The organism is Streptomyces buecherae (assembly GCF_014295035.1).
Taxonomy (GTDB): domain Bacteria; phylum Actinomycetota; class Actinomycetes; order Streptomycetales; family Streptomycetaceae; genus Streptomyces; species Streptomyces youssoufiensis.
On the sequence record NZ_CP060404.1, the window covers coordinates 261027 to 281346 of the forward strand.

The 20320-nt window shown below is 73.2% G+C and carries 18 protein-coding genes; 9 read left to right on the top strand and 9 right to left on the bottom strand.

Annotated features, from left to right (window positions below; translation table 11 throughout):
* Positions 1–31 precede the first annotated feature (31 nt).
* Both H7H31_RS00770 and H7H31_RS00775 read left to right on the top strand, forming a co-directional pair.
* Positions 32–181, top strand: a complete 150-nt coding sequence (locus H7H31_RS00770; protein WP_187063903.1) for an SRPBCC family protein — start codon at positions 32–34, stop codon at positions 179–181.
* 113 nt (positions 182–294) lie between these two features.
* The gene (locus H7H31_RS00775; RefSeq protein ID WP_187063904.1) at positions 295–741 is read left to right on the top strand and encodes a YchJ family protein; all 447 of its coding nucleotides are present in this window, start codon (positions 295–297) and stop codon (positions 739–741) included.
* A gap of 76 nt (positions 742–817) precedes the next feature.
* Here the strand turns inward: H7H31_RS00775 and H7H31_RS00780 are convergent, their stop codons facing one another.
* Both H7H31_RS00780 and H7H31_RS00785 read right to left on the bottom strand, forming a co-directional pair.
* Entirely contained in the window at positions 818–1759 is a 942-nt protein-coding gene (locus tag H7H31_RS00780) for an SAM-dependent methyltransferase (protein WP_232109617.1), read from the bottom strand.
* A 2-nt stretch (positions 1760–1761) separates the two neighbouring features.
* A complete protein-coding gene (locus H7H31_RS00785) occupies positions 1762–2706 on the bottom strand; it encodes a helix-turn-helix domain-containing protein (RefSeq protein WP_187063906.1) in 945 nt (314 codons plus the stop codon).
* A gap of 166 nt (positions 2707–2872) precedes the next feature.
* Between H7H31_RS00785 and H7H31_RS00790 the strand changes: the two genes are divergently transcribed.
* Positions 2873–3502 carry a hypothetical protein gene (locus H7H31_RS00790; RefSeq protein ID WP_187063907.1) on the top strand — a complete coding sequence of 210 codons (630 nt, stop codon included), beginning with the start codon at positions 2873–2875 and terminating at the stop codon, positions 3500–3502.
* Between the two features lie 20 nt (positions 3503–3522).
* Here H7H31_RS00790 and H7H31_RS00795 read toward each other — a convergent pair whose 3' ends face one another.
* A complete protein-coding gene (locus H7H31_RS00795; protein WP_187063908.1) occupies positions 3523–4431 on the bottom strand; it encodes a LysR family transcriptional regulator in 909 nt (302 codons plus the stop codon).
* Positions 4432–4531: 100 nt separating this feature from the next.
* On the opposite strand from H7H31_RS00795, the gene H7H31_RS00800 reads away from it, so the two are divergent.
* The 5 genes from H7H31_RS00800 to H7H31_RS00820 all read left to right on the top strand — a co-directional run bounded on the left by H7H31_RS00800 (position 4532) and on the right by H7H31_RS00820 (position 11070).
* Positions 4532–5812 (top strand): MFS transporter, encoded by a 1281-nt coding sequence (locus tag H7H31_RS00800; RefSeq protein ID WP_232109619.1) that lies wholly within the window; start codon positions 4532–4534, stop codon positions 5810–5812.
* 165 nt (positions 5813–5977) lie between these two features.
* Complete coding sequence (locus H7H31_RS34715) at positions 5978–6928, top strand: hypothetical protein (RefSeq protein ID WP_187063909.1); 951 nt, start codon at positions 5978–5980, stop codon at positions 6926–6928.
* A 573-nt stretch (positions 6929–7501) separates the two neighbouring features.
* Positions 7502–8458, top strand: a complete 957-nt coding sequence (locus tag H7H31_RS00810; protein WP_187063910.1) for a hypothetical protein — start codon at positions 7502–7504, stop codon at positions 8456–8458.
* A gap of 169 nt (positions 8459–8627) precedes the next feature.
* Positions 8628–10079 (top strand): amino acid permease, encoded by a 1452-nt coding sequence (locus tag H7H31_RS00815; protein WP_187063911.1) that lies wholly within the window; start codon positions 8628–8630, stop codon positions 10077–10079.
* Positions 10080–10140: 61 nt separating this feature from the next.
* Entirely contained in the window at positions 10141–11070 is a 930-nt protein-coding gene (locus H7H31_RS00820; protein ID WP_187063912.1) for a GNAT family N-acetyltransferase, read from the top strand.
* A gap of 80 nt (positions 11071–11150) precedes the next feature.
* On the opposite strand, the gene H7H31_RS00825 is transcribed toward H7H31_RS00820, so the two are convergent.
* From H7H31_RS00825 to H7H31_RS00850, 6 genes are all read right to left on the bottom strand, one after another.
* On the bottom strand, positions 11151–11996 hold the full coding sequence (locus tag H7H31_RS00825) for an endonuclease I family protein (RefSeq protein WP_187063913.1): 846 nt from the start codon (positions 11994–11996) through the stop codon (positions 11151–11153).
* A gap of 310 nt (positions 11997–12306) precedes the next feature.
* Positions 12307–13770: an MATE family efflux transporter gene (locus tag H7H31_RS00830; protein ID WP_187063914.1), complete on the bottom strand. Its 1464-nt coding sequence runs from the start codon at positions 13768–13770 to the stop codon at positions 12307–12309.
* 6 nt (positions 13771–13776) lie between these two features.
* On the bottom strand, positions 13777–14808 hold the full coding sequence (locus H7H31_RS00835; protein WP_187063915.1) for a cysteine synthase family protein: 1032 nt from the start codon (positions 14806–14808) through the stop codon (positions 13777–13779).
* A gap of 26 nt (positions 14809–14834) precedes the next feature.
* Complete coding sequence (locus H7H31_RS00840; protein ID WP_187063920.1) at positions 14835–16286, bottom strand: type III PLP-dependent enzyme domain-containing protein; 1452 nt, start codon at positions 16284–16286, stop codon at positions 14835–14837.
* Between the two features lie 5 nt (positions 16287–16291).
* The gene (locus H7H31_RS00845) at positions 16292–17320 is read right to left on the bottom strand and encodes an ornithine cyclodeaminase family protein (protein WP_187063916.1); all 1029 of its coding nucleotides are present in this window, start codon (positions 17318–17320) and stop codon (positions 16292–16294) included.
* A 228-nt stretch (positions 17321–17548) separates the two neighbouring features.
* Entirely contained in the window at positions 17549–18541 is a 993-nt protein-coding gene (locus tag H7H31_RS00850) for a TauD/TfdA family dioxygenase (RefSeq protein WP_187063917.1), read from the bottom strand.
* An 830-nt stretch (positions 18542–19371) separates the two neighbouring features.
* On the opposite strand from H7H31_RS00850, the gene H7H31_RS00855 reads away from it, so the two are divergent.
* A complete protein-coding gene (locus H7H31_RS00855; RefSeq protein WP_187065132.1) occupies positions 19372–20139 on the top strand; it encodes an AfsR/SARP family transcriptional regulator in 768 nt (255 codons plus the stop codon).
* Positions 20140–20320: the final 181 nt, after the last annotated feature.

Genomic DNA, 20320 nt, shown 5'->3' on the forward strand with positions numbered 1-20320 from the left:
CAGGTGCGCGACGCGCGGACGCCGCACGGACGTGCGACGCGCGGGACCTCGCGTCACCTGGGATATCGAGCCGATCAGCGACTCCTGTCGGTTGCTCGTCCCGCGCGGCCAGCTCCGCGAGGGCGCCGACGAACAGTCCCACGGCGGCTGGCCGACGATCCTCTCCGGCCTCAGGACCTGACGGGAGACGAGCGAGCGCCTCACCACGCCCGGATCGCCGAGGTACCCCTGACGCCGGCCCGCGCGGCCCCAGGCCGGGCCCGGGCGGGGCGACCGGGCGGCGACAATGGGGGGATGGCCAAGAAGAGCGCGCGCCGGCGACCGGCGACCGGACCGACGACCGAGCCCCGGGTGGGGCCCGCATCCCCGTGCCCCTGCGGGCTCGCCGCCACCTACCGCACGTGCTGCGGCAGCCTGCACAGCGGGCACACCACGGCCGCCAGCGCGGAGCGGCTGATGCGCTCGCGCTACAGCGCGTTCGTCGTCCGCGACGCCGCGTACCTGCTGCGGAGCTGGCACTCCAGCACCCGCCCCGGCGGCATCAGCTTCGAGCCGGCCCAGCGGTGGACCGGCCTGGAGGTCCTGCGCACCACGGGCGGCACCGCCTTCCACACCGACGGCACCGTCGAGTTCCGGGCACACTTCACGGTGCGCGGCCGCGCGCACAGCCAGCACGAACTGAGCCACTTCGTCCGCGAGGACGGGCACTGGGTCTACCTGAGCGCCGCCGAGGACCACTGACGGCCCACCCGCGAGGCTGCGGCCCGCGCGAGCGCGCCAGCCGCCCCCGCGCCCAGGGCTTGCCGGCCCCCGGCCGTCAGGGCTTGCGGGCCACCGCGCCGTACATCGAGACGTCGGCGTCCGGGACGCGAGCGCCGGCGCCCGGGTCGGGGCGCCAGCGGTGGATCGGCGCCACCCCCGGCTCGACCAGGTCGAGCCCGTCGAAGAAGCGCTCGGCGTCGGCCCTGGTGCCCTGCCGCAGGGCGACGCCCGACTGCCGGTAGACCTCGGCCGCGCGGGCCATCCGCGCGGGAGCGAAGTCCGTCGTCGCGTAGGACAGTGCCAGGTACGAACCGGCGGGCAGGGGCCGCAGCAGCTCGCGCACGATCGCGTACGGGTCGTGCCCCGGCGGCAGGAAGTGCAGCACGGAGATCAGCGTCAGCGCCACCGGCCGCGTCAGGTCGAGCGTCTCGCGCACCTCCTGGGAGGCCACGATGGCCGCGGGGTCGCGCAGGTCGCCGTGGAGGTAGCTGGTGCGGCCCTGCGGGGTGCTGCGCAGCAGGGCGTGCGCGTGGGCCAGCACGATGGGGTCGTTGTCCACGTAGACGACCCGCGCCTCAGGCGCCGCGCCCTGGGCGACCTGGTGCAGGTTGGGCTCGGTGGGGATGCCGGTGCCGATGTCGAGAAACTGGGTGACGCCGGCCGTCCGGGTGAGGTATTCGACGGCCCGGTGCAGGAACGCCCGGTTGGTGCGGGCGATCGTACGGGCCGTCGGCAGGACCTCGAGGACGCGCTCGGCCGCTTCCCAGTCGGCCGGGTAGTTGTCCTTGCCGCCGAGGAAGTAGTCGTACATCCGCGCCGCGTGCGCCCGCCCGTAGGTGGCGCCGGGGTCCTGCGGCGCGGGGGTCGGGGGTGGCAGCGGCGCCGGGTCGGTGGCGAGCGCCGAATCCGCCGCGACGACCGGCGCGGCCTGCTGGCCGGGTGGGGCGGGTGCGGGCGGGGTGTCCTGCGCGGTGGTCTGCGGCGGCTCGTGCGTCACCGTCATCCTCCAGGGCCGTGGGGGGCGTCGCTCCAGTGTGCGTGAAGCTCCCCCAGCCGGTCGCGCGAGGCACTCGCCTGCAGTGCCTGGGCACACAGGTGGTCCAAGGCCGCCTGGTAGCGCGCGACGTGCTCGCGCTTGGTGTCGATGGTCGGTGCGGTGAGCCCGTTCTCACTGGAGACGATGTCGGGCAGCTCCCGCGCGCGGACCCGGAAGACGGTGAAGGCCCCCGCCCCGGCGGCCACGTGCGGGCCGAGTTCGTACGGCATGAGCTGCAGGGTCACGTGCGGCAGCGCGGACAGTTCCAGGAGGCGCGCGACCTGGTCGCCCATGACCTTGGGGCCGCCAACCGGCCAGCGCAGCACGGTCTCGTCGAGCACGATCCACAGCCGCGGGGGCTCCTCGCGGCGCAGCAGCGCCTGCCGTCGCATCCGCAGCTCCACGCGGCGCTCGGTGCGCTCCGGGTCGGGCGCGGTCAGCGGGTCGTCGGCGTGCAGCAGGGCCCGGGCGTACTCCTCGGTCTGGAGCAGGTCGGGCACGTGTTGCGGAGCGTAGCCGCGTATGAGCTGGGCGGCCTCGTCGAGCCCGATGCGCGTGCGCAGCCACTCGGGGGCCACGTCCCGGTAGGGGTGCCACCAGCTCGGCTGGCTGGCCTCGTCCGCGAGGCGCTGGACAGCCTCGGCCTTCTCGCGCGCGGTCACGCCGTAGCAGTCGAGGAGCGCCATCAGGGAGGCGCGCAGGTAGCGCGTGGCCTGGCCGGCCTCCATGCGCCGGATCGTCGCCTCGCTGACTCCCACCGCCCTGGCCGCTTCCAGGTACGACCTGCCCGCGCTCTCGCGGAGCTCCTTGAGCTGGGCTCCCAGGATCTGCCGAAGCACCTCTGGGGGATCGCCGGCGGCCAATCCGTCCCTCCTCGCTGAACTGCAATTTGCAAACTGGACTTGCATTCTGACTTTTTCCCTCACCATAGTGGGTGGTGGTCTGGAGCACAGGAGATGGAGACGTACGCACCCGCCAGGCCCCGCGCCCGCCGTTCCGGACGGGCTCACCCACTCACGCGCCTTCCCCCAGCGGCAGTGACCACCCGCCTACGGGAAGGCTCCCGGAGGACACATGGCCCGCTATCCCGCCCGAGAGCGGCTGGCGCATTGGTTCTCGCAGGGCGGCCACCCGCGCCGACCAGCGCTGACCCCCGAACGGGCCGACGCAGCCGAACGGTGGATCAGCGCTTCGCATCCACGCCCCGAACGGCTCGCGGCCGAATGGCAGCGCCCGCCGCGGAACACCGCACTGGTGCCCGCCGGCTGCGGCTGGGACGCCGTCGCCGTGCCCTGCACGCTGGCCGCGGCAGCCGCCGACGAGCTGACCGCCGAGCAGCGCGCCGACCTGGAGGGCGTGCCGCTGCTGTGCGATCTGGACTGCCAGCTCGTCTACATTCCCGTGGCCCTCGGCAGCGCGGACCGCTGGGGCGATCCGGCCGTCACGGTGCTCAGCCACGACGACTGGCTGGTGATGCCCCACCCGCGTAACCCACCGGCCGGGCACCGCGCCCTGTGGCTCTCGCTGCCCGACGGCAGTGGGCGGCTGGCCGACGTGCGCGTGCTGCGCCTGGCCGTCGCGCAGGCCCGCGCCCGCCAGCGCGCCGCGCGCCCGCTGGTGCACACCGCCCCCCGCGCCTACGTGCCACGGGGGCCGGTTCCGCCGCAGCGCACCGCCGGCTGCGGCGAGCTCGGCTACCGCTAGCGTCCGCGTCCTCGAGTCGCTCACCGGTTGACCAGCGGTCCCAGTTCCTGGGCCAGGGCGATGGTGAGGGCGCGGAAGACGCGTACCTCCGGGTTGGCGTCGTTGGCCCGGACAGCGAGGCAACTGCTCTCCCACGGCGCGTCGAGTACCGGCACGTACACGGCGCCCGGCCATCCGTAGTACCGCGCGAACGACTTGAGCCCCGAGCCGGCCGCGCGCCCGGTGATGACTCCGGTCAGCACCTCCTGCGGGGTGAGCGCGAAGTCCCTGCTGCGGCGCTGCGCCTCGTCGTTGAAGTAGAGGTAGTCGGCGAAGGGGCGCGGGGTGTGCGACGGCAGTCGGAAGAAGGGCAGGTCCGCGATGTCCGCGACGCGCACGCCGCTCGCGCGGGCGTCCGCCAGCGGTGACGCCTCGGGGACGACCACGATCCGCTGCTCGGTGGTCAGGACGTCGGCCGTGACCCGCTCGTCGTCCGGCATGGGGCGTACGAACGCCACGTCCACGCTGTCCTCGATCAGCGCCGTGACGTGCTCGGTGAAGTCGAGTTGCCGCAGTTCGACGGGGACTTCGGGCCGGGCGCGCCGGTAGGCGTTGATCGCGGCCGGCGTCAGCTCCGCCGAGCCGTGGCCCATGATCCCCACCCGGAGCGGGCGGACGACGTCGGCCTCCTTGTCCTGGACCAGTTCGGCCATGTCGTCCATGGCGGCGTTCGCCGCGGCGAGCAGCCCGCGGGCGTGGCCGACCAGCCGGGCGCCGGCCGGGGTCAGGGAGACCGGGTTGCGGTGCAGCAGCCGGGTCCCCACCTCGCTCTCCAGGCGCCGCACGTGCTGGGTGACGGCGGGCGGGGAGAGGAAGAGCCGGGCCGCGGCTCTTCCGAAATGTCCCTCCTCGACAACCGCCAGGAACGACGACAGCAGGCGAAGGTCCATACCGGCAACCATAGAGAGGTCCCGGTGCGCGCGACGACCCGCCTTCACCATTCGTGAAGGCGGGCGGCACGAACGCACGCGCACCCGTACAACTGAGCGCATGAGCGCCACCACACATCACGACAAGACGCGCGGCCGATGGCGGTCGCCGCGTCCCGCGCGGCCGGGCACGGCGCCGCGCTATGGGCTGCGTACGGCCTGGGTCATGATGGCCTCGGGCTGGAGCGCCAACCAGTTCTCCGCGCTGCTCGGCGCCTACCGCTCCAACCTGGGACTGTCCGAGTCCACCGTGACGGGCCTGTTCGCCGTGTACGTCGTCGGCCTGGTGCCGGGGCTGCTCGTCGGCGGGCCGCTCGCCGACCGCCACGGGCGCCGCCCGGTGGCGCTGGTCGCGCTGGGGGTCAACCTGGCCTCGTCCGTCTTCCTCATGGTCGGCAGCGCCGCGCACTGGCTGTTGCTGCCGGGCCGGTTCCTCACCGGTGTGGGGGCCGGGGCGCTCCTCGCGGCAGGCAGCGCGTGGGTCAAGGAGTTGTCGTCCCCGCCGTTCGTCGCCGAGGCGGCGCCGGCCGCGGCGGCCAAGCGCGCGGGCCTGTTCGTCTCGGCGGGCTTCGCCTCCGGCGGCCTGGTCGCCTCCATGATCGCGCAGTGGGCGCCGCACCCGCTGGTGACCGCCTACCTGCCGCACCTGGTGCTGGCCAGCGCGGCCGGCCTCGCCGCGCTGCCGGTCCCCGAGTCGCGGCAGCCGCGCACGGCGGCCACCGCGCAACCGACCGCGCCCGCCGCCACCGGGCCGGGCGCGCCCGCGCCGTCCACGTCCGCGTACGGGCGCCGGTTCCTGCGCACCGTGGTGCCGCTGGCGCCCTGGGTGTTCGCGGCGCCCGCCATCGGCTTCGCCACGCTGCCCGGCCTGGTGGACGACGGGCTGTCCGGCTGGCAGACGGTGTACGCGGGCATCATGACGGCCGTCGTGCCGGGTGCCGGTCTCGTCGTGCAGCCGCTGGCCCGGCGGTTGGCCGCCCGCAGTCGGCTGGCCACCGCCGCCATCGGGATGCTGGTCACGACGGTGGGCCTGGCGCTGGCGGCGCCGGCCGCCGCCCTGGAGCAACCCGCGCTCGCGCTGGTCTCGGGCGCGCTGCTCGGCGCCGGGTACGGGCTCGCGCTCACCTACGCCCTGACGGAGGTCGCGGCCCTGGCCCCGCCCGACCGGCTGGCCCGGCTCACGGCGTACTTCTGGACCACGGCCTACATCGGGATGTTCACGCCGTACGTGATCGCGCTGCTGTCCGGCACGTTCGGGATGACCACGCTGCTGCTGACGGGCGCGGTGCTGGCGGTGGTGACGTGCGTGGGGTTGCTCTGGCTCAACCGCGACGAGGAGTGAGGGTGCCTCAGCGGGCGCGCGGCGGGTGACACGGCCGCCGCGGAGGTCGCGGGCGTTGGGGCTGGGCTCCGGCGCCCGCGCCGCGCGTGCGGGCGGTGGCGAACCCGTGGGCGACCGGGCCGGCGGCGGTATTCTTGGCCGGCCCACACACAGAGGAGCACGCCGATGACCCAGCCCCCCAACGAGCCACCGCACGGCGGCTTCGGCGCGCCCCCTCCCCCACCGCCGGACCCTCGGCAGAACCCCCAACAGCCCGCCGCGCGACCACCGCAGCCGGGCCACGAGTACGGCCAGCCGCCGGGCGCCCCCGCCTACGGCCAGCCGCCCGGTTACGGCCAGCCGCCGCAGGGCACACCGCAGGGCGGCCCGGCCTCACCGTACGGGCAGCCGCAGCCGGGGCCCTACGGAGCGCCGCAGCAGCCGGGCCCGTACGGGCAGCCCCAGCAGGCCCCCGGCCCCTACCAACAGCCGGGCCCCTACGGCGCGCAGCAGCCCAATCCGTACGGGCAGCCGCAGCCGCCGTACGGCGGTTATCCGGCGCCGCCGGGCGGTGGGCGCGGCCAGCGCAGGACGGCGCTGATCGTCGGCGCGGTGGTCGCCGCGCTGCTGGTGATATCCGGTGGCGTCTACCTCGCCACCCGCGATGACGACGGCGACGGGAAGAAGCCGGTCGCGCAGCCCAGCACGGACGCCACGGCGACCGCGACCCCCAGCACGGAGCCGTCCGGGACCCCGACCGAGGCGCGGCCCAGCGACGACGCCTACCCGAGCCCGAGCGCGACGGACGTCCCCGACCTCGGCCCGACGGGCACGGGGATCGAGGGCGTGTGGCGTTCGTCCAAGGACGGCCGGATGCTCGCCATGGCCAAGAGCACCCAGAGCGGTGCGAACAGGGGCGGTGCCGCGTTGGTCAAGGGCGACCTGTCGTGCAAGGGGTTGCGTGAGGAGCGCACACCGGGGAAGACCTGGCGACTCGCGCTGTTGTGTGAGCGCGACGGCAAGCAGGACAAGAGCCTCGGCGGCGACGTCACGCTCAACGGCGACACGGTCACGGTGGACTGGGACAGCGAGGCGACCGAGACCTTCGACCGCTTCCAGGACTTGACCGGAAGCTGACGCAACCCCCTGGCCACGGCCCGTCGGTGCCCCGCGCACCGGCGGGCCGTTCCGCTGCCGGCCGCACCGCCGTCGCCCCGCCCGGTCGCGGCCCCGCGCGGCCGGGTTTTCACAGCCGCGCCCGGCCCCGGGGTCGGCGGCGTGCGCCGCCCCGCTCCCGGCCCGACCTCGCACGGCGGGGGCCGGGCCGCGCTTTCCGCCCGCGCCTGCCGAGGCTTTCGACCGCCGCCCGTCGCGTGCGCGCGGGGCCCCGTGCGAATGACGGGGCCGCGGCGGTCAAGGGCGCGAAAGGTGTTTGCCCTTCAACGAAAGCCACCCGACGTCGCATATGCCAAACACATAATTCGCGTCAGCTTATGACAGCCAAGCCGGATCGGACCGTACCAACTGCCCCTTGCCGGCCGGTAACTGGCGGGAAACCAGCGCATTCCGGTGACCCGTTTCCGTCCGTTGTGATGCTGAGTAAGGTGTGGCCTCTGCCGCCCGTCGAACCGGTGCGATTTCGGGTCCGAATTCGGCGCGAGCGGCGGGGAGCGGGTGGGTGGCGTCGTCGATGAGGAACGGCAGGGGAGCATGTCCGCGGGCGCGTTCGAGGGGCAGTACGTGTGGCATCCGGCGGCCGACGACCGCGAACTCGCCAACGCCTGTGTGGACGTTCGGGCGGGGCGCTACTGGAGCGCGCGCGAGGTACTCAGGGACGCCCGCGACGACTTCGGGCTGCGCGCCCACCGCTCGCTCGTCCTGGCCTCCGAGGCGGCCGACTCCGACCTGACGGAGCGCTGGTTGACCGAGGAGCCCGGCCCCGAGGCGGCGTTACTGTGGGCCCGGGTGGCGGTGTTACGCGCCGCGCGGGCCGCCGACGGCAACGATCGCAGGGCCATCGCGCTCGACCGCATCGCCACCGCCGCGTGCGAGCGGGCCGCCGAGATGGCCCCGCACGACCCCACGCCCTGGACCGCCCTCCTGGGCCTCGCCCACCTGCACCAGGCGCGCGACCCCGCGCCGCGCGGCCTGCTCACCGCTCCCCCGGGCCCCTGGTACCTGTTCGCCCGCATCCTGCGGCTCGACCCCTGGCACCGCGAGGCCCACCACCGGTTCCTGGCCTTCTTCTTCACCCGCAACGGCGGCTCGGCCAACGCCGCCTGGGACGTGGCGGCCTTCCTCGGACAACGCGCGCCCGCCTCGTCGGCGCTGCGCCTGTTGCCGCTGGTCACCCTGGCGGAGGGACACGACCCGGACTCCCCGCTGGCGGACCGGGTCTGGGAGGAGCCGCAGTGGAGAACCACCGCCCTCAGCGTCTACCAGTACTGGTTCCCGCACGCGGCGACCTACCGCTTCACGCCCGTCCTCGACCTGGCCTACCTGGCCCACGCGCTCTTCATGGCCGGGCGGGCGTTCGAGGCCCGGGCCGTCCTCACGGCCATGGGGCCCTACGCCTCGCGCATGCCGTGGAGCCTGTTCGGCGATCCGGAAACACACCTCACCCGGGCCCGGCGGCACTGTGGCCTGCCGGTGCCCGGCGCGCCCTGAGCGACCCCGGCGCATTCGCCGCGCGGCGCACCACTCACCTTGCGGCGAGGTATTTCTCCTCTCCCCCAGAAAGGTCGCTGTTGTGTCAGAACCCGCATTTCTCGCTCGTACGAAAATGCGCCGACCGGCACCCCCGGAACCCTTTGACGACGATGCGACGCTGCATGCGATGGGATATCCGCGCAAGCTGACCCGACGCTTTCGGGCCTTCGATAACTTCGCGATATCGTTCACCATCATCAACATCATCTCGGGCATCTTCTCGTCGTTCGGTTTCGGCATGGCCGCCGGCGGGCCGCGCGTTCTCGTGTTCGGCTGGATCGCGGTCTCCGTCATGGTGCTCTTCGTGGGAGCCTCGATGGCCGAGATCGCCTCCGCGTATCCGACGAGCGGCGCGCTCTACTTCTCCGCGGGAAAACTCGCCAAGCGCCACCGCGGGGCCTGGTCCTGGTACACGGGCTGGTTGAACTTCGTCGGCCAGGTCGGCGGAACCGCGGCGACCGGTTACGCGGCGGCGACCTTCATCCAGGCGTTCCTGGCGATGCAGTGGCCCTCGTACCAGGTGACGGAGCAGCGCACGGTGCTGATCACCGCCGTCATCCTGCTGGTGCAGGCGCTGGCCAACACGTACACGGTGCACCTGGTGGCCGTCATGAACCGGATCTCGGTGTGGTGGCTGCTGGTCGGGATGGTCGTGATCGTCGTCGTCCTCGCGGTGGAGCCCTCGCACCACCAGTCGGCCTCGTTCGTCACGCATTTCGTCAACGACACGGGATTCACCAACGCGCTGTACGGCGGAATGCTCGGCCTCCTGGTGACCAGTTGGACCTTCACCGGATTCGACGGCAGTTTCCACATGTCCGAGGAGACGGTGCGGGCGACCGTCAATGCGCCACGGGGCATCATGCGGGCCATCGGCTACTCCGCGGTGACCGGTCTGATCCTCATGCTCGCGCTGGTGTACGCGATCCGTGACTACGACAAGGAGGCGGGGGCGGCGGCACCGCCGGTGCAGATCCTTGTGGACGCGTTGGGCACCAGCACGGCCAAGGTGTTGTTGCTCATCGTGATCGGAGCGATGCTCTTCTGTGGCCTGGCCAACATGACCAGTAACACCCGCCAGATCTTCGCGTTCTCCCGGGACGGCGCGATGCCCGGCTCCCGGTGGTGGCACTCGGTCTCGCCGCGCACCCGCACCCCCGTCAAGGCCGTGTGGCTGGCCGCCGCCTGCTCGTTGGTCCTCGTCATCCCCGGCTGGTGGTCGCACACGGCCTTCACGGCGGTCGTCAGCGTCAACGTGGTCGGCCTCTTCCTCTCCTACGCGGTGCCGATCTTCCTGCGGCTGCGGCTCGACGACTTCCAGCCCGGGCCCTGGCACCTGGGCCGGTGGGGCAAGGTGGTCGGGCGGGTCGCGGTGACCTGGATCGTGATCAGCAGCGTGCTCTTCATGCTGCCGCACGCCTCCCCCATCACGGCGACTTCCTTCAACTACGCCCCCATCGCCCTCGCCGTGGTGCTCCTGATCGCTACGGTGTGGTGGTTCGCCAGTGCCCGCCGCCGCTTCCAGGGCCCGGTCAGCTACGGCCGCCCCGACGAAGTCGCCGCCATGGACCTGATCTGAGCCGCGTGACCACCGGCCGCCCAGCACGGCCGACTCTCCACGGGAAGGGACACCCAGCACGATGGACCCGCTCGACACAGCACGCCCCGAAGAGGCCCAGGGCCCGGACCCGGTGGGCGCCGGGACGCCGCCGGCCCCGCACGACGTCGCCCGACTGAGCGTGGCCAGCGCCTCGTTGACGGACTGGTACCAGGTGGCCGAGTGGGCGGCGGCCGAGGGATGGAACCCGGGGCATCGGGACGCGGACTGCTTCCACGCCACCGACCCGGCCGGCTTCTTCGTCGGGCGTCTCGACGGAGAGCCCGTCTCGGCGGTCTCGGTCGTCAACTACTCCGACGCCTACGCCTTCCTCGGCTTCTACCTGGTCCACCCCGACCACCGGCGCCGCGGGCTCGGCCTGGCCACCTGGCGGGCCGCGATGCCGCACGCCGGGAACCGGCTGGTCGGCCTGGACGCGGTGCCCGCGCAGGAGGCCACCTACCGGCGCTCGGGGTTCACCGCCGTGTACCGAACGACCCGCTACGCGGGCGTGCCCGAGCGCGCGCCGGCGTCCGACGCCGAGGTCGTGCCGGTCGGCCGCGACCACGTCGCGGCCATCTCCGGCTACGACCGCGCGTGCTTCCCCACCGAGCGGGGCGCCTTCGTGGAGCGCTGGTTGACGACCGACGGGCACGCCGCGTACGTCTGGCTGAACCGTGGGCACGTCGCCGGCTACGGAGTGATCCGGCCCGCCCACGACGGCCGGCGCATCGGGCCGCTGTTCGCCGACAGCCGGCGGGGCGCCGAGGCGCTGTTCGACGCGCTCGCCTCCCACCTCGACCCGGGCGAGAGGGTCTACGTGGACGTGCCGGACCCGCAGTCGGAGGCCGGCGCGCTGATGGCCGCGCGCGGGCTGCGGCCGGACTCGGTGACCGCCCGGATGTACACCGGGCCGGCGCCGGAGACCGCGATGGCCGCCACGTACGCGGTCACCAGCCTCGAACTCGGCTGACCCGCACCAGCACGCGCGAGGCGCCCCGGCCGGTGGCCGGGGCGCCCGCACGCGCGAGGGCGTGCGCCGGTGCTACCCGGTCACTTCCAGATCGCGTCCACCCACTCGGGGTGGTCGATGAACGGGTTCCGGTTGTGCTGGTACTTGTCGAATATGACCTGGTTGCGCCGCTTCTCGAAGTCGCTCGGGGCGTCCTCGGCGCTCCACTTCCTGAGCACGGACAGCCGGCCCAGGAACGGGTTGGAGCCGTTGCCCACCTTGTCGTTGACCTCCAGGTCGGCGAAGCCGTCCTCGCCCTCGTAGCGCACGGCCATGTAGAAGATCATGCGGGCCACGTCGCCCTTGACCTCGTCGCGCGGCTCGAAGGAGTCCTCGTCGGTCAGGTTGCCCGGCGCCTCCTCGACCTCGCTGCCGCCGAGGTCGAAGTCCTTGCTGCCACGGGTGCTGTTGACCGACACGTCGGTCGGGCGCAGGTGGTGAATGTCGGTGCCAGGGCCGGTGGCGGTGCCGAAGTCGCCGTGCGACTTGGCCCACACGTGCTCGCGGTTCCACTGGTCGGCGCCGCCGCCGTTGGAGTCCTTGCTCTGCGAGCGGCCGGTGTAGAGCAGGACGACGTTGGCGGGGTTTGCCGGGTCCTCGTCGGTGGCCTTGAGCGCGTCCCAGACCTGGCTGTAGGAGAGCTTCTGGGTGTCGGTGCTGATGATCTGGTGCAGCGCCGCCTTGAGCGGTTCGCCGGTCTTGCCTATCGCGTCCTCGTAGTACGTGTCGTCGTACGTCGTGTACGACGCCTGGACCTGCGTGGACTGGTGGTCACCGCGCGTAGAACCCGCAGCGAGTGCCGGGTTCTGTGCGACGAGAGCCGCGAGGGCCACACCGGTCAGCAGGGGCAGCGTCGTCTGCCAGCGGGTGACTCGGCGGTAGCGCATGGTCGGTGTCCTCTCCCCGGAGCCGGGACGGCCACCGCGTCAATCCCGCACGCCGCCACCGCCCAGGCGAACTGTCGTTCGGCCGCAGGCAGCGTGGCACGGGATCGATCAGGAGAGGTGAACACCGTGAACCGGTTCGGTGGAACCCCGCGGGCGGCCCGCTCCGTATGGGGACCTTTGGCGTGACTCGCCTGCCTCACCAGGGGCCGCCGCCCGTCCGCGACACGCGACCGCCGCCTGAGCGGGCGGCTCGGGCGGCGGCCGCGTGACGCGGGTGCCCGGGGAGCGCGTCCCCGAAGTCGACGGCGGCTTACGTCACTTCCGCCGGGTTGTCCGGCAGGAGTGGTCGCTCGCGGGTGCCCAGGGCGCGGCGGTAGCGGGCCAGCAGCAGGACGGCCGTCGTCGCCAGGCCGATGAGCAGCCCGAGCCAGATGCCGAGGGTGTCGGCGCCGGCGGCGTACCCGAGCAGCGCCGCCGCGGGCAGGCCCACGAACCAGTAGCCGACGACGGTGATCCGAAAGCCGCTCCTGGTGTCGTCGAGGCCGCGCAGCAGGCCGACCCCGATGTTCTGGGCGCAGTCGAAGAACTGCAGTACCGCGATCACGAACAGCAGGTCGCGCGCGATGTCCAGGGCCGCGTCGTCGTCGGCCGACCCGGCGTCGAGGAAGGGGCTGAGCACCAGGTCGGGCAGGGCGAGGTAGACGAGCGCGACCACCGTCATCACCGCGCCCGCGCAGCCGAGGGCGGTGTTCTTGAGCCGGCGGGCGGCGTGCGTGTGGCCGAGCGCCAACTCCCGGCTGACGTTGATGGACGCGGCGTGCGAGAGGCCGACGGCGATCTGGAAGACGATGTAGACGAGTTGGTTGATCGCGGTGTGGGCGGCGAGGGCCGCGCTGCCGAAGCTGCCGGCCATCAGGGTGGTGACGGAGAAGAAGCCCGCCTCGGAGCCGTAGGTCGCCGCGATCGGCACCCCGAGCGCGGTCAGGGTGCGCAGCGTCGCGCGGTCGGCGCCGCGCGTCCGCCAGGTGATCAGTGGGGCCAGTACGGGGTCCCGTTTGGCGGCGGCCAGCAGGGCGAGGCAGGACAGCAGGTGGACGAGGGAGGTGGCCACGCCCACCCCGGTCAGGCCGAGTTCGGGCAGGCCCCAGGTGCCGTGGATGAGCACCCAGTTGAGGCCCGCGTTGACCGCCACCGAGGCCAGGGTGATCCGCAACAGCGCCTGCGGCCTGCGCATGCCGACCGTGAACTGGCGGATGGCCTGGAACCACAGACAGGGCAGCAGCCCGGGCGCGAGGGCGAGCAGCAGGGACTGGGCCCGGTCCACGACCCGCGCGTCCTGACCGACCCAGGTCAGGCCCTGCCCGATGAGGACCATCAGGAGGGCCCCGACGACGCCGGCGAGCGTGGCGAGGACCAGGCTGGCCTGGACGATGCGCCGCACCTCGGCCGCTTCCGGCGAGGGTCCCGTACGGGCGGTACGCGGCGGTTCGGCCGCCCGATCGTCCTGGTCTCCCGGTGCCTCGGCGGCCTCGGCGCGGGCCGCGGCGGCGGCGACCTGGTTACCCACGGAGGTGACCAGGCCGACGCCCATGGTGCGGAGCTGGTTGAAGATCACGATGGCGAGGCCGCCCGCGGCCAGGTCGGTCGTGCCGAGCAGCCCCATCATCACGGTGTCGGTGGTGGTCAGGGCGACCTGGGCGAGTTGGGTGAGGGCCAGCGGGACGGCGAGCGTGGCCAGGGCCCGGCCGTCCCGGAGCGCGGTGGTCAGCGACATCGCGCGTCAGTTCCCGCGCAGTTTGGTGAGGGTGGCATCGATCTCGTGCTCCACGGCGGGGTCGATGAGGCGTCGGGCGTGCATCCAGTCGTCGTCGAAGACGGTGTCCAGGTACTTCTCACCGCCGTCGTTGACCAGGGCGACGATAGTCGTGCCGGGCGGTGCGCTCGCCAGGTGGCCCAGCGCCACGTGCACCACGCCGCCGGCCGAGCCGCCAATGAGCAGCCCGGTCGACCGGGCGATGACGCGCGCGGTGGCGAAGGCTTCGACGTCGCCGACCTTGACCCCCTCGTCGATCAGGGCGTAGTCGACGAGCGCGCCGACCTCGGCGCCCTCGGGCGTACCGGTCCCCGACTGGTAGTAGGCGTGGGCGGGCCCGCCGAAGGCGATGGAGCCCTTGGGCTCCACGCCGACGGTGCGGCAGTCGGGCACGGCCGCGCGCAGCTCGCGGGCGGTGCCGCAGAGCGCGCCGCCGGTGCCGACGGCGCCGATCAGCACGTCGATCCCGTCGCCGCCGAGCGCGGCGCGCAGCTCGTGGGCGAGCCGGTGGTAGCCCACTCCGTTGGCCGGGTTGTTGTGCTGTTCGGTGAAGACCGTGTTGTCCTGGCCACGCGCGAGTTCGGCGGCCAACTCCTCGCGGGCGGCGGTGGCGAGTTCCTCGTTCTCCTCGTCCATGACGTAGACGAGTTCGGCGCCCAGCGCCCGCATGCCGCGTAGCTTGTCGGCGCAGGCGTGGCGGTCGACCACCGCGGTGAAGGTGTAGCCGCGCTCGGCGGCCAGCACGGCGAGGCCGAGTCCGGTGTTGCCCGAGGTGGATTCGACGATCCGGCCGCCGGGGCGCAGTTGGCCGCTCTCCTCGGCGGCCAGCACCATCTGCCGCGCCATGCGGATCTTGGCCGTTCCGGTCGGGTTGTACATCTCCAGCTTGAGCAGCAGCCGGCTGCCGGACGCGGTGCGGCACAGCTCGAACAGCGGCGTGTTCCCGATGAGGTCGGAGACGCGGGAGACCACGGCGGGGCGGTCGAGTGCCTCGTTCATGAGGGGCTCCAGGAGTTCGGGGCGGGTCAACTGGCCGGGCGGCGATCGAGGCGCCAGCGCGGTGGGCCGTCGGCCGGCTCGATGACGATCTTCGGGGGCAGTGCCAGGTCGTGGAACGGCGACTCGTTGGAGTCCATCTGGTAGCCGGCGGTGTTGCGGTAGACCAGCAGGTCACCGATGGCAGGCCGGTCGGGGAAGACGATCTTCCGCCAGGTCAGTACGTCGGACTCCAGGCAGCTCGCGCCCGTGACACAGGCCGGGTAGGGCCGGCCCCGTCCGGCCCGCCCACGGGGCGTGACCAGCGTCGGATCGGGGGCGAACTCGCTGTTGAACCACTGCTCGGACAGGCTGAGGCTGGTGCCGTCCACCGTGAGGATGCCGTACGCGCCGGCGCTCGCGGGTGCCCCTGGCGCGCCGGGCGGCGCGGGCCGCGTGCCATCCGGTTGCCCGGCGTCAACATCCCGTGGCCCTCGGTCCTTGACGCCCTGGACCCGGAAGACGGTGCAGCCGGCCCGGTCGAGCAGGGCCCGGCCGGGCTCCATGAGTACGGTGACGCCCGCCTCACGCAGCAGGCTCGCCACCGTGCTCGGGTGCCCCGGCGGCACGGTGGTCAGCAGGGCGCGCAGCGCGTCCGCTCCGGCGATCGGTGAGTGGTACGGGTAGAAGTCGGCCGCGGCGAAGGTCCGGCCGGCGTGGTAGTGCTCGGGTCGCTGGGTGGCGAGGAAGTCCTGCCAGTCGGCGTGCGGCAGGTAGTCGACGGCGAAGCCGCCGCCGATGCTGACGCGGTCGGCGGGCAGCCCCAGGCGCCGGGCGCGTTGGCACAGCCCGACCAGCCGCGCGGCCAGGGCCGCGCGCGGGCGGATCACGTAGCCCGACAGATGGAAGCTGAACCCCTCCATCCGCGGCCCGTCGCCCGCCCTGGCGCAGCGGACGAGCGCGGTGTCGAGTTCGGTGTCGGTCATGCCGAAGCGACTGTCCGAGGTGCCCGGGGGCAGGACGCGCAGCAGGAGGCGGGCGCCGGGGCCGCCCCGCGCGAGGGCGAGCAGACGGTCGAGCTCGTCCAGGGCGTCCACGGCGATCAGGCACTGGTGCGCGGTGGCCAGGCGGAGCAGCTCGTCTGCCTTGGCGGGCCCGGTGACGACGAGGTCCGGGCCGCGCACGCCGTGGCCCAGCGCCTGGCGCAGCTCCCCGACGCTGGCCACGTCGACACCGACGCCGTTGGCCGCGCAGCGTTCGACCCAGGCCGCGGCCTTGTTGGCCTTCTTCGCGTAGTAGATCGTGCCGCGCACGTCCAGCGCGTCGAGCACGGCGCGGAACGCGGCGACGTTCGCGTCGAACCGGTGCGGCAGCAGGAAGTGGAAGGGGCCGCCGAAGGCGTACGCCAGCTCGTGCAGCAGGCCGCTGTCGCACAGCGCGTCGGTCTCGGGGTCGGCGTGGACGGGCAGGACGGGCGCGTACGCGGCGGGCGTCGGGCGTATCGGGGTCACCGCCACAGCGACACCCGCTCGCCGCGGCCCTCGGCTATCGCGAGCTGCGCGAAGCGGTGCCCCAGCGCGATGTCGGTGACGACCAGGCCGCTGTTGTACGCGAAGATCCGCTCGCGCGGCGACCGGCGACCGGCCGTGATGCCGGCGATGACCGCGGGTAACTCGGTGTCGACGGCGGGCAGATGGCCCGCCGCGTCGGCCATGTCGGTGCCGGTGACGCGCATCTGTGCCTCGCTGGTGGCGACGATCCGGTCGGCGCGGTGCAGCGTGGAGGGCGCGAGGCCGTGGCCGACGAGGATGGTCAGGGCACCGGGGCGTAACCAGCCCGCCTCGACGGCGGCCCGGGTGTGGCCGCCCGCGGCGGCCAGGATGACGTCGGCGTCGCCGGCGGCGGCCCGCAGGTCGGTGACCAACTCGACCTCGCGGTCCGGGAAATGCGCCCGCAGCTCCTGCCGTACGGCGGCGATGCCCGCCGGGTGGCTGCCGGCGAGCAGCAGCCGGTCGAGCTGGGGCAGCGCGGTGAGCAGGAACGGCAGCGCGAGCCGCCCCTGGGTGCCGGTGCCGATGACCAGGGCGCTGCGCGCGCCGGGCGCGACGCACTCGCGGGCCAGCAGCGCCGAGACGGCCGGGGTGCGCAGCGAGCCGATGCGGGCGCAGTCCATCATCGCCACCGGCAGGCCGCTCACGTCGTCGTAGAGGGTGAGCGTGGTGTAGTAGTGCTGCTCCGCGCGGCCCTTGTCCAGGCCGTGTTTGTACGAGGTCTTGACGGCCACGACGTCGCGCGAGCCGTCGCGCCCGAGCATGGCGTAGGAGACCGAGTGCCCGTCCTCCGGCGTGACGGTGAGCTTGCGCGGGTTGTCCGACGCGCCAGCGTGCAGGGTGCGGTAGGCGCCCTCGACGGTGGCGATGACGTCGGCGAGGGATATCTCCAGGCCCGCGAGGTCCGAGGCGCTGAGCACGCGCAGGGTGGTGTCATCGCCGGTGGAGCCGCCCGTGGTGGCGGAGGTCGTGGCGGAGTCGGTCATCGGGTCCCCTGTCTGTTGGTCTACCGTCCGTTCCGCCGGAGTGGCGGAAAGCATCCGTACGGGGGTTCGTACCCCGCCGGGCGCAGGGCGGCCCGTCGCGTGCGCCTTGTCGCCGTTTACGCGCCGCGCACGCGGGCGCACACCAAACAGGCCGCCCGACAAGTCGGGCGGCCCGGACATTTGATGCGGCGCGTACGCGAGCGACAGCCCAACTGGGGCCACCGACTGTCAGACGGCATGTGCCTCGATGACGGTCTGGCCGTACCCGTCCTCGCGATTCTCGGCCACCGGACGCGTACGACGCCCCGGTACGCGCACCGAGGCCCGCTTGAGCCAGCGGTCGGTGCCGTCGTAGCGGGCCCGGAACGGCACCCGGCCGTGCACGACGAGGTCGTTGTCGAGCACGAGCACCTCGCCGGGGTCCAGGCTCACCGCCATCGACACCCGCTCCAACTCGGCCTCAAGGCGCGCGTAGGCGGCGCGGTAGGCGGCCCCCGCGCGTTCCAGCGGGGTGTAGGCGGGGTCGAAGCGCAGGGTGAGGCCGTGCTCGCCGCGCCAGAGCGTGGGTACGGCAGGCTGGCTCCCGCGGACGTCGCGCGTCTGGCTGTACGCGTCGTCGGGCAGGATGGGGAGTTCGGCCTCGCACAGGGTCGCGACGTCCGCCTCGGCGAGTCGTACGCGCCGAACGCTGGCCGCGGTGGTGGCGATGCGGTCGTGGTTACGCATGCAGCCGAGCAACAGCAGATGGGCCCGCCCCGGGTGGAAGGCGTCCTCGGTGTGCGGGCTGAGCAGGACGTTGCTGCTGGCCCCGGTCTGCTTCCGCTCGTGGCCCGGCGCGGGAACGATGTTGTGGACGAAGCGGCCCTCCTGCTGCCTCTCCCAGGCGATGGGGTTGCCCATCGCGCTGGCGAGCAGAAGCAGCACCAGGTCCCAGAGGGCGCCCGAGTCGCCGGCCTTGGCCCAGCTCTCGGGGGTCGCGCCGACCTCGACGTCGTCGACGGGCAGCCCGCGCAGGACGTAGAGCCCGTGATCGGTGTCGACCGGCCGACAGTGGTCCCGGGTGGCCTGGTCGAGGTGGGTCGCGGCGTCCGCGACGCGGCGCAGCAGTGCGGGCGAGGTGGCGGAAGTCCCGCGGTCGGCGAGAATCCGCTCCGCGGCCTGGGTGAGTTCAGCGACGGCGGAGTCATCGAGCTGGCGAACGGGGGCGGGTCCCGTAGTCATGGGCAAGGTCGTCCGTTCCGGTGAAGGGATGGGAAGCGGCCCAGGCGTGACACGGCCACCCATGGGCGCACCGAGGCACGACGGCTCCCGACGGACGGGTGAAGTGGCCACCGCCAGCCCGTCGTTGGCGTCGTGGAACGCCGAGAACTTACCACCCAACTAAGGTTAGCCAAACCTTAGTCTCCCTCTGTCGCTACATCCCGTTCCACTGACCCAAAAGCGGACATCGTCGCGTTGACCTTCCGAGCAACTACCGGCTATATAGGGCAGGTTGACGCCGCGTCACTTGTCGGGCCCTGGGCTGGTTGATCCACCCCTCCACCCGCGTCACGCGTCAGCTCCTGTCGCATCGCGACACCCAACACCCCGCGCCCCCGCGCCCCCGCACCCCGCGCAGATCACACGCGCCGACCGGCCGAAAGCACGCTCCTCCAACCCTCACCCACGCCAGCCCGTCGCACACCGCCGCAGCGGACAGCACGTCGCTTCAACAAGCCGAAAGCGCCGCAGAGTTCGCCTTGCCCAGGGGCACACCGCCCGCGTTGCCACGCCCCCGCGCGCCCCCGCCCGCAACCCACCCCGGAGCATGCGGCGCGGCCCGCGCCCCACCTGGTACCCCCCCACCCCGAGCCCCGGCGCACGCCGGCGCGGCAGGTCCACCGAGGCATGCGAAACCGCCCCGTGCCCACTCGCCGCGCCGCCCGGAACATATCGATCCGGCAACGATGATCACCACGGGAGGTACCCCCGCGACGTCTCAGCGGTTATGCCACTGGGGCATGTTGCCGGCGCCCCCGATGACCGCGACGGAGGGCATACGGGGAGTCCTGATGCGATACGAACTACTGGGCCTTATCCGAGTCATCGGCCCCGAGGACACGTCGTACATCACCGCGCACAAGGCGGAGATCCTGCTGGCCACGCTCCTCGCCAGGGCCGGCCAGGTGGTCACCGCCGAGCAACTCATCAACGAGCTATGGGGAGATCGCGCGCCCCGCCGCTCCCACGCGGCGCTGCACGTCTACGTCTCCCAGGTGCGCAAGTTCCTGCGCGCCGCCGGGGGCGACGGCCAGTCCATCGTCACCCGGCCACTGGGCTACCTGCTGCGCCTTGGCTCCGACGAACTCGACAGCGCCGACTTCCAGCGGCTCGTGGACGACGGCCGGGAGCGCGTCCGCCTCGGGCGGCACGAGCAGGCCCTGCGCTGCTTCGAGTCCGCGCTCGCGCTGTGGCGCGGGCCCGCCTTCGACGACGCCCGCGACGGGCCGATCGTCAACGCCTGCGCGACGTGGCTGGAGGAGACCCGGCTGCAGTGTCTGGAACTGCTCATCGGGGAGTACCTCACGCTGGGCCGCCACCGTGAGATCGTGGGCCAGCTCTACGCGTTGATCAGCGACCATCCGCTGCGGGAGACGTTCTACCGCTATCTGATGATGGCGCTGTACCGCTCCGAGCGCCAGGCGGAGGCCCTGATGGTCTACCGCGCCGCCTGCGGGCGGCTGAACGAGGAGCTCGGGCTCGAACCCTGTCGACCGCTGCGCGATCTCCACCAGGCCATCCTCGCCGGCGACGACCACCTAAGCGGGCGGCCCAGCTGACCGTCGCCGCCCATCGAACCGTTTCCGACCAGGGGCCGGCTGCCCGGGCCGGCCCGTGCGGCCCGACCCGGTACCTCCCGCCGTCGCCGAGCACGTCGCCGAGCGGCGGCCTGGCCCGCCCGGCCAGCCACGCGGTCGGCGTGCGGGTGGCCGGCCCGCGCGGGTGCACGAGCCAGCCGCC